The 15921-nt window shown below is 45.7% G+C and carries 12 protein-coding genes; 4 read left to right on the forward strand and 8 right to left on the reverse strand.

From position 1 onward, the window contains the following. Nucleotides 1-77: 77 nt before the first annotated feature. Nucleotides 78-3230, reverse strand: a complete 3153-nt coding sequence (locus ACT6PV_RS07625; protein WP_445115804.1) for a glycosyl hydrolase family 95 catalytic domain-containing protein — start codon at nt 3228-3230, stop codon at nt 78-80. 338 nt (nt 3231-3568) lie between these two features. Then, nucleotides 3569-4591, reverse strand: a complete 1023-nt coding sequence (locus ACT6PV_RS07630; RefSeq protein ID WP_445117062.1) for a type I glyceraldehyde-3-phosphate dehydrogenase — start codon at nt 4589-4591, stop codon at nt 3569-3571. A gap of 345 nt (nt 4592-4936) precedes the next feature. Between ACT6PV_RS07630 and alaS the strand changes: the two genes are divergently transcribed. The 3 genes from alaS (at nt 4937) to csrA (ending at nt 9475) form a co-directional block, all read left to right on the forward strand. Then, nucleotides 4937-7624, forward strand: coding sequence for an alanine--tRNA ligase (gene alaS, locus ACT6PV_RS07635; protein WP_445115805.1), 2688 nt, complete (start codon nt 4937-4939; stop codon nt 7622-7624). A 64-nt stretch (nt 7625-7688) separates the two neighbouring features. Then, on the forward strand, nt 7689-8969 hold the full coding sequence (locus ACT6PV_RS07640) for an aspartate kinase (RefSeq protein WP_445115806.1): 1281 nt from the start codon (nt 7689-7691) through the stop codon (nt 8967-8969). 248 nt (nt 8970-9217) lie between these two features. Further along, nucleotides 9218-9475, forward strand: a complete 258-nt coding sequence (gene csrA, locus ACT6PV_RS07645; protein ID WP_445115807.1) for a carbon storage regulator CsrA — start codon at nt 9218-9220, stop codon at nt 9473-9475. A 77-nt stretch (nt 9476-9552) separates the two neighbouring features. Here csrA and rnhB read toward each other — a convergent pair whose 3' ends face one another. Beyond that, nucleotides 9553-10119: a ribonuclease HII gene (rnhB, locus tag ACT6PV_RS07650; RefSeq protein WP_445115808.1), complete on the reverse strand. Its 567-nt coding sequence runs from the start codon at nt 10117-10119 to the stop codon at nt 9553-9555. A 64-nt stretch (nt 10120-10183) separates the two neighbouring features. Further along, a complete protein-coding gene (locus ACT6PV_RS07655; protein WP_445115809.1) occupies nt 10184-10576 on the reverse strand; it encodes a hypothetical protein in 393 nt (130 codons plus the stop codon). Nucleotides 10577-10836: 260 nt separating this feature from the next. On the opposite strand from ACT6PV_RS07655, the gene ACT6PV_RS07660 reads away from it, so the two are divergent. Further along, nucleotides 10837-11391: a cytochrome b gene (locus ACT6PV_RS07660; protein WP_445115810.1), complete on the forward strand. Its 555-nt coding sequence runs from the start codon at nt 10837-10839 to the stop codon at nt 11389-11391. 73 nt (nt 11392-11464) lie between these two features. On the opposite strand, the gene ACT6PV_RS07665 is transcribed toward ACT6PV_RS07660, so the two are convergent. From ACT6PV_RS07665 to ACT6PV_RS07680, 4 genes are all read right to left on the reverse strand, one after another. Continuing rightward, complete coding sequence (locus ACT6PV_RS07665; protein WP_445115811.1) at nt 11465-12466, reverse strand: adenosine deaminase; 1002 nt, start codon at nt 12464-12466, stop codon at nt 11465-11467. An 84-nt stretch (nt 12467-12550) separates the two neighbouring features. Then, nucleotides 12551-13867, reverse strand: coding sequence for an NCS2 family permease (locus ACT6PV_RS07670; RefSeq protein WP_445115812.1), 1317 nt, complete (start codon nt 13865-13867; stop codon nt 12551-12553). Between the two features lie 329 nt (nt 13868-14196). Beyond that, nucleotides 14197-14391 carry a hypothetical protein gene (locus ACT6PV_RS07675; protein WP_445115813.1) on the reverse strand — a complete coding sequence of 65 codons (195 nt, stop codon included), beginning with the start codon at nt 14389-14391 and terminating at the stop codon, nt 14197-14199. 213 nt (nt 14392-14604) lie between these two features. Further along, the gene (locus ACT6PV_RS07680) at nt 14605-15891 is read right to left on the reverse strand and encodes an OprD family outer membrane porin (RefSeq protein WP_445115814.1); all 1287 of its coding nucleotides are present in this window, start codon (nt 15889-15891) and stop codon (nt 14605-14607) included. Nucleotides 15892-15921 lie beyond the last annotated feature (30 nt).

A 15921-nucleotide genomic window follows, 5' to 3' on the forward strand; every position in this document is an offset into this window, starting at 1 on the left:
TCAGTCTGTCTCTCTGCCAAAGCCTGAAATCCGCCATAACCGGCGGATTTCTGCTGTTGAAAAAAATCCGTCACACACTAGGTGGGCAATACACTGCGCTGCTCACCATTGACCACAACATTCACCGCCTTTCTACTGGCTGCTTTATCTGCAATAATTTTGAAGGACGTTACTTTACCATCCGCCCACTCGCAATCGACTTTATAGCCGCCTCGTGCACGCAGACCTGAGAATGAACCATTTTTCCAGTCAGGTGGACAGGCTGGAAGCAGGGTAATTACTCCCGCATGACTTTGTAACAACATTTCAACCACGGCACCTGAAACCCCCAGATTTCCATCAATCTGGAAAGGAGGATGGTTACAGAATAAATTATTTAATGTGTTATAGGTCAGTAAACCACGCAGCATAACCTGTGCACGTACTGGATCACCCAGTCGTGCAAACAGGGCACAACGCCATGGCCAGGTCCATGAACGGCGGCTATCGCCGGTGACATCTGCAGCAGTAAACGCTGTCCCTTGTTTTTCACCGCAGCGTGCTTTTAAGGAAACCAGCGCTGCTGCTGCAAATTCAGGGGATCCAGCTGGAGTAATCTGCCGTCCAGGGTAAACCGCAAATAAATGCGAAGTATGACGATGAACATCAGCTGGATCATCGATATCTTCCTGCCATTCCTGAAGCTGTCCCCACTTGCCAATCTTATTCGGTGCAAGATTCTTCTGCATATTGGCAATCGTGGTCTGATAATCCGTATCAACACCCAGCGCCCTGGCAGCATCCAGATAGTTCTGGAACAGATCCCAGATAATCTGCTGGTCATACATCACCCCATCCTCATGAGGGCCATGTTCTGGTGACCATCCATCCGGTGAAACCAGTTTCCCGTCTGCACGTGTTTTCAGAAGGCCTTGCCAGAATTCACAAATTTCCTTAATTAAGGGATAGGCTGTTGTTTTTAAGTAATCCAGATCCTGACTAAATGCAAAATGCTCATATAGATGTTGTGCATACCAGGCGCTGGCCACATTATTCCAGTCCCAGCCATTCCCGCCAAAGATACTTTGACTGGTACGTGCGGTCCACCCTTTCGTTGCTTCACCAAAATGTTTTCTGGATGCAATCCGGTTGGGTTCTACCGCCTGCTTCACAAAGTCAACCAATGGAATATGACATTCAGATAAATCCGTGCTTTCCGCACCCCAGTAATTCATCTGGATATTAATGTTGTTATGATAATCACTGGCCCATTCCGGCTGATTACTGTCATTCCAGACGCCCTGCAGGTTGGCAGGAAGGCCGCCTGAGCGGGAACTACTGACTAAGAGATAGCGGCTATAGTTAAACATGGTTTGTTCAAGTAACGGGTCCGCATCTCCTTTTGCATAATTCGCCAGTCGTTGCTGAATGGGTAAGGCTGTTGTTGCTGTTTCACTGTCCCCCCAGTTGACACTCACCCGTGAAATCAGTGCTGAGAAATCATCAACATGGCTTTTCTTAAGTGCGTCATATGTTTTTTCAGTAACAGCGGCAATGGTACCTGCAACCAGCGGTACGGGATCATCCCCCCTCCATCCGTCACTATAGCTGGGTTTATAGTTGGTCCGGGCATCCATGAATACGGTAAAGCTGTCACATTGATCAAAACGCAGAGCTTCACCGGCAGTCGTCAGTGTCCCGCCCTGATTACTGCATTTGACCAGGCAGGCGTATTGAAGATCATTTTTCAGCTGGCCCTTAAAAGACAGTTCGCCCTGTTCTGTGACCTTTGTCGGTACACCTGCCTGTCCCGATTTCAGTGACAACGTACCGGAGAACGCCTTAGGCGAACTTGCGCTATAGCGCAACACAATCAGATTATCAACTTTGCTGGCGAACGCTTCGCGTATTATGGTGCCCTTAGCTGTATTAAAACGTGTGCTGTGAATACCGGTTTTCAAATCCAGACTACGCTGGTATTCTGACACGGCAGTCTGTGCACTGCTGCTGAAATAATCATTCTTTAAGTTGATACCGGCAAGCTGAAAATGGCTCACACCGGCCTTAGGAACAAAAGATAACCGATAAAAACGGTATGCCACCTTGTTGCTGATTGCAAAATTTTTCCCTGAAAGACGCTGCTCAAAAGGTGCTGCCAGATTCTGACTGTCCAGCACTGTCCAGTCGATCCCATCTTTAGAGGCTGATAATGTCCAGTTTTGTGGATCACGCTCAGGCATATCATTGGCACTGGTCAGGGTATAGGATGTGATGGCCACGGCCCTGGCAAGTTCCATCTGCCAGCTCACGGCGCTGCCCGGATTTTCAATGCACCATTTGGTGTTATTCTGTTGATCTGCAGTTTTCAGGATATCCTGGCCTGGCAAACCGTTGGCATGTCCACTGGGTGAAGACAAATAGATGACCTGCGGTGATGTCAGACTGACCCCTGATAAAGCAATCTCTGCAACCTGAAAATGACTGATACTTGTCTGATGAGTAAAGGCAAATTTGTAGAAACGGTAAGCAACAGCATTATTAAATGAAAATGTTTTGTTCTGTAAGCGGCTTTCAAAAGGTCCCGCCAGACTCCGGCTGTCCAGCACTGTCCAGTTCGTACCATCAGTGGAACCCGACAAAGTCCAGACTTTCGGGTCCCGTTCAGGAACATCATTAGCACTGGTCAATACATAAGACGTGATGACAACTGCTTTGGGAAGTTCAACCTGCCAGTTCACAAGCTCACCGGGACTTGCAATACACCATTTTGTTGATGTATCACCATCGACACTTTTACTGACATCCTGATCCGCGGCAAAAGTACCCCGATTATTCGGTGCTGTTACAAGGACTTGTCCCACATCTGAAAACGACAGGGTCAGATCACCAAAAGTAAGATAACTTCCAAAGCCTGTCACACTGGTATCATATTTATCGCCATCATAATTATTCACGCCGCCCCAGAAACTATGCTCATTAAACTGAACCCGTTCAAATAAAGGATCACCAAATAACATCGCCCCCATACGGGCATTGCCAATAGGCAAAGCTTCTGATTGCCAGTCAGTGGCGGCCTGACTATACCAGAGGCGATAGGCGGATGCTTTCTCCGGGCTTTTAACTGCCTTTGACACGATACCTGTACCGCCTGAAGCAGCATCCAGTGCATTATCACTTCTGCATCCAGGCAACCAGTATGAAAGTGCGACTGCACCGCCAAATTTCACAAGATTCCGACGGGTAATATCCATAATTTCAGCATCCATCCATGTTAAACATTTAAAATAAACAAATAAAAATCAAAAATATAATTATTCACACTCATCAAACCTGATCAGGCTTTCTAAATTTTTGAAAATACAATTATGTCGTTTTCCCCGTTAACATCTTCAAAGTTTATGTTATATATATGTTATAATGTATCAAATTTGGACATGAAAAAAATCTCTGCCTTCCCTGACGCAGGCATAGGGGCAAAAAACGGGATAAAGACATTAAAATCAATCAATGTGCCATCTATTACAGTCTCCGGCAATAAATAAGCCCCCGTTTCTTTCAACCGCTATTTAACTGCAAAGTTATGGCACTTTCAGCGAAATGACTCACATAGATCCAGTAATCGATTGGCATAACCCCATTCATTGTCATACCAGGCAAAGACCTTGGCCTGATGTCCCACCACCAGGGTCTGTGACAGATCGGCAATTAAGGAATAAGGAGAGTGATTAAAATCACTCGATACCAGCGGTTCATCGGTTACAGCCATAATCGCTGCATAATCGCCATCGGCGGCCTGTCTCAGCTTTTCATTAATCAAATGCCGGGTCAGTGGAGACTCAGCAATAAAGGTCAGATCAATGGCTGCGACATTAATGGTCGGAACACGAATTGAATAGCCATCAATCCGGCCTTCCATTTTTGGCATCACCTGCCTGAGCGCACTCAATGCCGAAGAAGTGGTCGGAATAATATTCTGACCCGATGCACGGGCACGCCGTAAATCACGATGTGCATGATCCAGCACCGACTGATCCGCGGTTACCGCATGAATTTCTGTCATCAGGGCGGTATCAATACCAAAAGCATCATCCATGATTTTAACCAGTGGTACCAATGCCTGAGTAGTACAGGAAACCCCTGAAATAATCTGATCCGTGGCTTTGACCTCTGCATGATTGACACCATAGACAATTGCAGCATCCACAGTATCAAAAGGTGCAGCGCCAATAATCACCCGCCTGGCACCCGCCGCAATATGCTGTGTGGCTGCCGCACGTGAACGGAATAATCCGGTACATTCCAGTACCAGATCAACCTGCAGCGCCTGCCACGGCAATTTTACCGGTTCAGCCTCACTCAGAATCCTGATCTTTAATTTTGACTGCCCGGCTTCCACCTGCATCCATATCTGCAAGTTTTCCTGAATAATCTCAACCCGCCCGTTGAAACGACCATGTGCTGAATCATACTTAAACAAATGTACCAGCGTGGCCACGTCAGCAATATCGTTAATGGCGACAATCTCAAAATGGAAATGCTGTGGATTTTCAAACCAGGCCCGTAATGCATTACGTCCAATTCTGCCAAAACCATTAATCGCCACACGTTGCATTTGCTGTCCTTTGTTTAAAGCATGTCGTTGCATCTGCGCTATGTTATCGGATTTCATCCCAGGACGGATACCACTTGTGTTGTTTCATGCTAAATAAACAGCATCCGGCAGCACTTTTCAGTATTTCCTGTACAATCCGTTCTGCCTGGTCGCATATGGACACCATCCCTTTGCCGTCAGAACCACTACGGTTATATTTATTGCCTTAAAATCATTGGTGGATCAGGCTTTTTCCGTTATAATTTGTCGTTTTAAAAAATTAAGCCCGGCATACTGAAGCGGCTCGCTCATCGGACGCATTTGATATACCTTTAGCCAATACGAACATTAAGGAGTGACTTGGTTGTGAGTACTCGTTTTATGACAACTGCTGAAATACGTGAAGCATTTTTGCGCTACTTTGAATCGCAAGGACATACACGTGTCGCGTCAAGTTCACTTGTACCTGCCAACGACCCCACTCTACTGTTCACCAACGCCGGGATGAATCAGTTTAAGGACTGTTTTCTGGGGCTGGAAAAACGCAACTATGTCCGTGCCACCACTTCACAAAAAGTTGTACGTGCCGGTGGGAAACACAACGACCTGGATAACGTGGGCTATACCGCACGACACCATACATTTTTTGAAATGCTGGGGAATTTCTCCTTTGGTGATTATTTTAAACGGGATGCGCTGAAATTTGCCTGGGAATTTCTGACGGCTGAACAATGGCTGGGGCTGCCGAAAGATAAACTTTATGCCACGGTTTACCACACCGATGACGAAGCCTTTGACATCTGGAACAAAGAAATTGGCCTTCCTGCTGATCGTATTATCCGTATTGGCGACAACAAAGGCGAAAAATACGCATCGGATAATTTCTGGACTATGGGCGATACCGGTCCATGCGGTCCTTGCTCTGAGATTTTCTTTGATCACGGCGATCATATCTGGGGTGGCCTGCCTGGCACACCGGAAGAAGATGGCGACCGTTTCATTGAAATCTGGAACAACGTTTTCATGCAGTTCAACCGTACAGCCGATGGTGTCATGCACCCATTGCCGGCACCATCGGTAGATACCGGCATGGGCCTGGAACGTATTTCTGCGGTGTTACAGCATGTCAATTCCAACTATGACATTGACCTGTTCCAGCATTTATTAAAATCTGCTGCTGAAATTATCGGTGTGGAAATGAGCCAGGCTGAGGCACAAGCACAAAATAAAGCTGTTGAATACCCTGCTTCCCTGAAAGTCGTAGCAGATCATGCCCGCTCCTGCTGTTTTCTGATTGCGGATGGTGTGAATCCATCCAATGAAGGCCGTGGTTATGTATTGCGCCGCATTATCCGTCGTGCTGTACGTCACGGGAATAAAATGGGCGCAACCGGTACATTCTTCTACAAAATGCTGCAACCGCTGATTGAAGTGATGGGTGAAGCTTATCCTGAACTGGCCGAACGCCGCCAGGTGATTGAGACTGCGTTAATTCGTGAAGAAGAATTATTTGCCAAAACCCTGGAACAGGGTCTGAAACTGCTTGAAGGTGAGTTGGCAAATCTTAAAGGTACAATCATTCCCGGTGAAATCGTCTTCAAACTTTATGACACCTACGGTTTCCCGGTTGACTTAACTGCAGATATTGCCCGTGAACGTGAGCTGGAAATTGATGAAGCCGGTTTTGAAGTGGAAATGGCGGCACAGCGCCAGCGTGCCCGTGACGCCGGTAAATTTGCAGTTGACTACAACAGCATTGTCAAAGTGGATGGTGAAACCCGATTTGACGGCTATGGCACCACTCAGGGCCAGGGTCAGATTGTTGCCATTTATAAGGATGGCGAACAGGTCAATGAAGTGCTTGAAGGTGATGAAGCCCTGATCGTACTGAACCAGACCCCTTTCTATGCAGAAAGCGGTGGCCAGATTGGCGATACCGGCCTGTTCCAGAATGATACCGGGATTTTTGAAGTCCAGGATACTAAAAAATCCGGTGGCGCTTTTGTCCACCAGGGTATCGTGACAATGGGAAGCCTAAAAGCGACTCAAAATGTTGAAGCAATTGTAAAAGCAGATCTTCGTGAAGCAACTGCACGCAACCACTCTGCAACTCACCTTTTACATGCTGCTTTACGGCAGGTATTGGGCGAGCACGTACAACAAAAAGGTTCTTTGGTCGCTTCTGACATTTTACGTTTTGACTTTGCCAATGACCAACCTGTAACATTCGAACAAATTCAACAGGTTGAACGCATTGTAAACCGTGAAGTAATTGCAAACACTGCTGTTTCTACTGAGCTTTTAGACATCGAAGCGGCAAAGCAAAAAGGCGCAATGATGTTATTCGGTGAAAAATATGGTGATGAAGTCCGTGTGCTTTCCATGGGTTCAGTGATTGATGATAAAAATTTCTCCATTGAACTGTGTGGCGGTATTCATGTGAACCGTACCGGGGATATTGGCCTGTTCAAAATCACCTCGGAAGGCGGTGTTGCGGCAGGTGTACGCCGTATTGAAGCCGTTACCGGGACAAAGGCGCTGGATATTGTGCAAAAAACAGATGCCGATATTCAGTCCATTAATACATTACTTAAAGCACAGAAAGACCAGACACTGGAAAAAGTGGAAGCGACTGTGGACACTGCCCAGCAGCTGCAAAAACAGATTGAACAGCTGAACCAGAAACTGGCCAGCTTCCAGGCGGCTGACTTAGTCAGTCAGGTGCAGAATATTCATGGTCGCCCGACACTGATCACCACCGTGCAGAATCAGGATGCAAAATCACTGCGTCATTTACATGACAGTGTAAAATCAAAACTGGAAAATGCAGTCATTGTGCTCGCAGGTGTAGAGAATGACAAAATCAGTCTGATTGCATCTGTCGCAAAAGACTTCACCGGCAGCATTAAGGCAGGTGACATCATTAAACACCTGGCAGCAGAGCTGGGCGGTAAAGGTGGTGGTAAGCCTGACCTGGCACAGGGTGGTGCGCCATTTAATGAAAAGTCCGATCAGGTTATGGCAGGTTTAACTGCATGGCTTGAACAGCAATAATTTCACCTTTTGTGTAACTGATTCTGAACAGGTAATTCAGAATCATGGCTTTTATGGAACAACTATGGCTCTAATCATTCAAAAATATGGCGGCACCTCAATGGGTACACCCGAGCGCATTTTAAATGTTGCCCGTCGGGTAAAGCGCTGGCATGACCACGGTCACAAAGTTGTTGTGGTTGTCTCGGCAATGAGTGGTGAAACCAACCGCTTACTGGCTTTAGCGAAGGCCATTACCGAAGCGCCTGACCCACGTGAACTGGATCAGATGGTGTCCACCGGTGAACAGGTCACCATTTCCATGCTGGCCATGGCGCTGAATTCCATCGGTGTGGAAGCACAGTCATTAACCGGTCGTCAGGTTGGTATTAAAACTGACAATGCCTTTACCAAAGCACGTATCGAATCCATTGACACAGATGTCATGACCAGTCATCTGGATGCAGGACGGGTCATTGTGGTGGCTGGTTTCCAGGGCTTTGATGCCAATGGCAACACCACCACACTTGGCCGTGGTGGCTCGGACACCTCCGGTGTGGCACTGGCTGCTGCCCTGAAGGCAGATGAATGCCAGATTTATACGGATGTGGATGGTGTCTATACCACAGACCCACGTGTTGCACCCAAAGCCAGAAAAATTGATCGTATTTCATTTGAAGAAATGCTGGAAATGGCCTCTCTGGGTTCCAAGGTTCTGCAGATTCGTTCAGTTGAATTTGCAGGTAAATATCAGGTGCCTTTACGGGTATTATCCAGTTTTGACAATGACAATGATGGTGCCTTTGACGAAGAGTTTAAGCAAAACGTCGGTACACTCATCACGACTGAAGCGGAAGACAATATGGAACAGCCAATTATTTCAGGTATTGCATTTAACCGGGACGAAGCGAAATTAACCATTTTAGGTGTACCGGATGAACCGGGAATTGCCTCTAAAATTCTGTCCCCGATCGGTGCCGCCAACATCGAAGTGGATATGATCATTCAGAATGTGGAAGAAGACGGTACCACCGACTTCACCTTTACCGTCAATCGCGGTGAGCTGACCAAAGCCAGAAAGATTCTGGAAGAAACAGCAAAGGCCATTGGTGCACGTGAAGTGGCAACCCGTGATGATATCGTCAAGGTATCCATTGTTGGTGTCGGTATGCGCTCACATGCCGGTGTAGCCAGTAAAATGTTTACGGCACTTGCAGAAGAAAGTATTAATATTCTGATGATTTCAACCTCAGAAATTAAGATCTCTGTCATTATTGAAGAAAACTACCTGGAACTTGCCGTGCGCTCACTGCATACCGCTTTCGGCCTGGACCGTGAACATGGTGAATCCAGTGTCCGTGCCTAATTTTTAAGCATATATAACAACTTATTAGTTATATCAGGCAATAAAAATATTTCGAGCCACTATAGTGTTTTTTATAGTGGCTCTGTTATATTAGCCCAAGAGGTTTTTTTGGGGAATTTTGATAGAGTTGTTAGAATTGCGTAATTCATCACAATTATCTGTTAAAATTTCATTCTGATACCGAGGTTGTTATTTTCATTTTCTGAAAAAAACTATCGCAGGTTTAGCGTTTAAGCAAGGAGATAAACATGCTGATTCTGACCCGTCGTGTCGGAGAAACATTAATGATTGGGGACCAGGTCAGTGTTACTGTGCTTGGCGTGAAAGGTAATCAGGTACGTATTGGTGTCAATGCACCAAAAGAAGTTTCTGTCCATCGTGAAGAGATCTATCAGCGGATCCAGCATGAACGCGCAATGCACGAACACCTACAGCATCTTGATCAGGATTATCCGTCTTCTTTTGAAGAAGAAGATAATATTCAGCAGAATAATTTTAATCGCTAAGCAGATTAAAAAGTTCTGACCAACTAAAGCGGCCTTTCAGGCCGCTTTAAATTTATATGGCTTAAATATATGAAAAATTACAGCCCAAGTGCTTTTCTGACTGGTGCATAACTGCGGCGATGCTGTTCAATCACCCCATAAGCGGCAATCGCCTCAAAATGCGCTTTGGTTGGATAACCCTTGTGCCGGGCAAAGCCATACTGGGGATGTTGTAAATCCAGTCTGACCATTTCCCGGTCACGTGCAACCTTGGCAAGAATACTGGCAGCTGAAATTTCCGCATGCAGTGCATCTCCCCCAACAATGGCATCACAGCTCATGCTGAGGCCCGGTGGAATTTTATTGCCATCCACCAGACTGTGCTCCGGCTGAAGATGCAAGGCTTCCACTGCACGACGCATTGCCAGCAAGGATGCCTGTAAAATATTCAGTTCATCTATTTCAGTATGCGTTGCTTCTGCAATTGCCCAGGCCAGTGCTTTCTGCTGAATTTCACCGAATAACTGCTCACGTTTTTTTTCGGACAACTTCTTGGAATCATTCAGACCGACGATGGGTTGTTCCGGGTCCAGAATCACCGCAGCTGCAAACACCGACCCAACCAGCGGACCACGTCCTGCTTCATCTATCCCTGCAATTAACATTGATTTCCCCCTGATCATCAATAAAAAAGAGGCTGAACTCAGCCCCTTCAACTTCGACCGATGGTTATTTAATTGCTTCTGCAACACATTCATTAATGGTTTTGGTCACGGCGTCACTAACAATGGTCGCACGGGCACTGGAGTCAAGCGCTGCGGTTGCCAGGTCTACAGCCGTAACATTCTGTGGTGCCTTATCACTGACACAGCCACATACATTACTCTGGATATTCTGCTTCTGCTCTTCTGTCATCACTTTACTTGCGGTCTGCCATGCAGCCAGATTGTTCAGCTCAGTCGTACATTTGGCATTAATGGCAATTTTCAATGCAGCCACACCCAGCTGGCCGGTTGTCCCTGCTGCTGATCCATTTGTACCCGCTGCCGTTCCAATTGAATCCGTTGCACATGCAGTCAGAGTCAATGCCAATGGTAAAAGTATTGCCGCTAATTTTTTCACAGATATTCCTTTTATACGGATAAAATTATGTAGGACTATTTTGCCCTAAAGCAGGTTATTTATAACAGTCGGTATTTTCAGTATTCATGTAACATATACGAACATGTCAGCACCATACAATGCAGCCCGGAAGCCCAGAAAACAAACACCTGCTGCACATCATTTCAATATTGCAACAGCACGTTGATTTTTTAATACAGCTTATGTCATAAAAAAACCATATTATATGATACGAATAACTACATATTTCAGGGACATTCATGAACAATCAATCTCAGTATTACACAAGGACAGCGCAATGGTTGCATTGGGTCATGGCCATTATTTTTATCGGTGCCTGGCTAATTGGATTTTTCAGTGGAAATTTCCTGAGCTATGAAACAGATGGTAGTTTCAAGGGGAACGTCATTACTTTACATAAAAATATTGCAACACCCATCATTTTCCTGATCGTAATCCGTATTTTCTGGCGCTATACACACCCAACGCCAGAACTTCCAGCAACGATGTCGCCTCTGATGAAAAAATTGGCGCATCTGGGTCATCTGGGTTTATATTTCATGCTGCTTGCAGTGCCTATTACCGGCTGCCTGTACAGTTGGAGTGCCGGCCACCCTGCTCCTGTACTTTACCTGTTTGAAATTCCCCGCCTGGTGCAGGACAACCCTGATTTAAACGCGATTGTAAAACCATTGCACATTTATCTTTCATGGGCTGCCGGACTGCTGATTGTCGGTCATGTACTGGCTGCATTGAAGCACCATTTCGTTGACAAAGACAATGTTCTGAAAAGTATGACTCGTCAGAATGATTAAACTCCCCGGCATCGGAACGTAAAAAAGCAGTGATTCAATCACTGCTTTTTTATTATGCGAATGCATCAGCGGGTTAAACAATGGCATCAATCTGCCTGATCCATTTCTGTTTTTCAGCGTCTGAAATAAATGATGCCTCAAACGAGTTTTTCACCAGCTGCTTTAATTCATCAGTGGATAAATCCAGCGCATCGGCAATGGCAAAGAAATTATCATTCATATACCCGCCAAAATAGGATGGATCATCCGAGTTCACAGTCACATGTACACCCTGCTGCAATAGACGCTGAATATTATGCTGAGCCATATCATCCACGACACGGAGTTTTAAATTACTCAGTGGGCATACCGTCAGTGGCATTTTTTCAGCAATCAGACGCTGCATAAGTTCCGGGTCCTCTTCTGAACGGACACCATGATCAATCCGGTTCACTTTCAGCAGATCCAATGCTTCCCACACATATTCTGCCGGGCCTTCTTCACCGGCATGCGCAACCACCAGCAGACCTTCTGCACGGGCACGGGCAAAAACACGCTCAAACCCGGAAGGTGGATGCCCGACTTCACTGGAATCCAGCCCGACCCCGATGATCTGATCCTTATACGGCAATGCCTGCTCAAGGGTTGCAAATGCAGCTTCTTCACTGAGATGCCGTAAAAAACACAGAATCAGATGTGAACTAATGTCCAGTCTGGCTTTCGCATCATCGCAGGCCCTTTTCAGACCATTCAGAACAGTCTCAAATGCCACACCACGGTCGGTATGTGTCTGAGGATCAAAAAATATTTCGGTATGCACCACATGATCAGCATGACATTTTTCAAAATAGGCCCAGGCCAGATCATAAAAATCCTGCTCCTGAATCAATACATGGGCACCGGCATAATAAATATCAAGGAAAGATTGCAGGTTATGAAAATGGTAGGCCTGCTTTACCTCTTCCACTGATTTATATGGAATCTCAATCTGGTTGCGCTGGGCGATGGCAAACATAAGTTCAGGTTCAAAAGTCCCTTCAATATGCACATGCAATTCAGCTTTGGGTAAAGCACGAATGAGCGCTGTACGATCCATTTCTGACCTCTCATCTAAAAACAGTTCAATCACAAAATAAAAAGGTGTAAGCCTGAGTTTACACCCTGATGCAGCAAGGCTGAATTAACCGCCGAATGCAATAAATTTGATCACCCACAATACAGCAATAATCCACACCATATAAGGTACTGTGGCAGCTTTTCCGGTAAACAGCTTCACCAGTGCATAACTGATGAATCCCATGGCAATGCCGTCGGCAATGGAATAGGTAAATGGCATGAATACAATGGTCAGGAATGCCGGAACAGCCTCAGTGATGTCGTCCCATTCAATCTGGGTGATCCCGTGAATCATCAGCACACCAATGAACAATAATGCCGGCGCGGTTGCAAAAGCCGGAACCGATTGTGCCAATGGCGCCAGAAATAAACAGGCAATAAATAACAATCCCACCACCACAGCCGTCAGGCCGGTGCGTCCGCCGGCAGCAACCCCTGCCGAAGATTCAATATACGGCGTGGTTGAGGAGGTTCCCAGCGCCGCTCCTGCAACAATGGCACTGGAGTCCGCAAATAATGCTTTTTTCAGACGCGGTAGTTTGCCGTCTTTCAGTAATCCTGCACGATGTGAAACCCCGACCAGTGTCCCGGTTGAATCAAATAAATCCACCAGGAAGAATACAAAGATCACCCCGATCAGGCTTGCCGTAAATAGACCCTCAAAATCCATTTGCATGAACGTCGGTGCAATGGAAGGCACTGTGCCCAAAACTCCCTTGAATTCATTCAGCCCCAGCAGTGTGGCCAGCCCGGTAATCACCAGAATACTGATAATAATCGCACCGCGCACTTTAAAATGATGCATGACCACAATCAACAGAAAACCCAGTAATGACAACAGCACCGTAGGTTGTTCAATATCCCCCAGTCCCACCAGCGTCGCCTGATTTGCAACAATTATGCCTGAATTTTTTAATGCAATCAGTGCCAGGAATAAACCAATTCCCCCACCGATGGCAAACTTCAGTGACATGGGAATCGCATTGACAATCGCTTCACGGATTTTAAGCAGACTGATGGCAATAAAAATCAGGCCGGACATAAACACAGCTGCCAGCGCAGTCTGCCACGGCACTCCCATTCCCATACAGACTGAATAGGTAAAATAGGCATTCAATCCCATACCCGGTGCCAGTGCAATCGGATAATTGGCAACCATTCCCATGACCAGGCAGCCAATGGCTGCTGCAAGACATGTGGCGACAAATACCGCACCATGATCCATACCCGTTTCAGACAAAATCAGCGGATTGACAATGATGATGTAACACATGGTCAGAAATGTCGTTATACCGGCAATCAATTCTGTTCTGAATGTGGTTTTGTTCTCACTTAAATGGAATAAGCGTTCAAGCAAACCCGTTGAAGCGTCTGGATTCATTATTGAGCCCCTGTCGTTTGAGCTGTTTATAAAGTAGCTGTTTGTGAAATAAATGTAATGCATTTGTTCAATGAAACACCGACAAATACAGTTGATCTGAATGATGCATTCAATAAACGTACCAGAATGACGTGTCCTGTTAAAGTTGCAGTGGCACTAAAAAAGCTGCCTCTCAGCAGCTTTGGATTTACCCGGGTTGGAACAGTTATCACACTGGATATATTTTCCATTTCCATAAATTATAGCACATTGCTGCTTTATCTGACCCACATCCATCACCTGTATTCACGACTGCGCACCACTTTGACTCACCAATCCATTCTGATGAATTACATTTGCCGGTTCCAGGAGGTCAGGTGTTTTGAATAGTTATGCGGATTATTTTCAGCCTCATGAATACTCTGATTGGCATCTTCAATAATTTTCAGCATTTCACGATGTTTTTTCTTTTCAGAATCGATATACGCCACATAGCCCAACAAGACAGTGACCGTTAACATGACCAACACAATAATTTTTGTCATTTCCTACTTACAGAAGTTACTTATACTTACATAATGATACATTAAAATGTGATGTGTTTAACGTTTTATTATAAGAATAATATAAATCTTCTGCTTTATGCTCAATTTCTGTACTTCACCTTCTGTACACAATCTATTTGTGTACACCGTAAAGAAAGTCGCATTGACCCACCGGCAGACCAGTATATGTACTGCCGGCTTGCATATGCAGGTTTAGAACTTAAAACTATAGTCTACATTCAGACGGGTTTCATTGGTTGAATGAAAGGTCATATCTGTAGGCATATCATTGCGATAATGAGAAAAACGCGCCCTTAAGCCCAATCCCTTAAACATGCCTTCCGGGACCCGGTAACCCAGATCGAACTCCACGGATTCCTCCTTAAAACGCTGATCGGCATAGTACAGTAAATCAATATCTTCACCTTTGGCATACCGGGTCATAAAACGTAGTCCGTTTAATGAAACATCGCCCAGCCGAGTATCCTTAAAGTCATATTCATACCGTACAGAGTAGACTTTCTCATCCTTATTTGAATAATCTGAACTCATAAAATCCAGCACGACCGGGCTTTCAGTTCCGGACAAAATTGCCAGTCCGGTGGAACCGAAAGACTGCATATAGCCCAGCGATAAGGTGTGATTCTGGTAATTTAAACCAAATAAGCCACTGAAATGACGGTTATCCACCTGACCAATTTTACTGGCGCCCGCTTCATCACTGTTAAAAAAACGCACATCACTGAGAAAATTCAGCGTTGTATTCAGTGGTTGCTTTCCGTTAAATCCCAGGAACTGTTGCTGATAAATATCCTTCAGCTCCGCATGATAAGCACGTAATCGATAGGCGTCATTCAACTGGTAGGTACCACCCAGGGTATAAAAACTGTCGGTCGTTGCGCCCCGCTCAAAACGGCGGTTAATATTGTCCAGACCGACATCGGTATAACGGATCGAATCACGCTGACGGACTTCATCCACATAGAACCCTTCAAGCTGCACATTTGGAATCTCGGTCGAAACAAACCGAATCCCCCGGTAGGTTTGTGGAAATAACCTGGCTGGTGATGAAAATATGGTCGGTAACAACGGAACCAGATCACCGACAAACAATTCATTATTACGATATTTTGCCTTGGCAGTAATACCAATCTTGCCATAATAGTCATCCCGGCTATTGTCTGCATTAACCGGCAATAAGCTACTGCGTGCATAATCATCTGCCGTGCTGCCCAGTAAATTAAAACCGGCCATTGCCAGTATGTCGACACCCAGACCAACAGGGCCTTCGGTATAACCGGACTGTCCCCTGAAAATCAGGCCCTGCGCCCAGTCCCTGGATGCGGTATAAGGATAAGGATTCTTTTTATAATCCCGATCAAAATAAAAATTCCGTAATGTAACTTCCGCCTTGCTGTCTGCAATAAACTCTGCATAGGCCGTATCAGTCAAAAATAAGGGGGAAAGACAAATTCCCACACATAATGTTGTTGTTTTCATCAGTCATCCTAACCATTTAATCTGTAAAAT

The organism is Acinetobacter sp. WZC-1, from assembly GCF_052544965.1.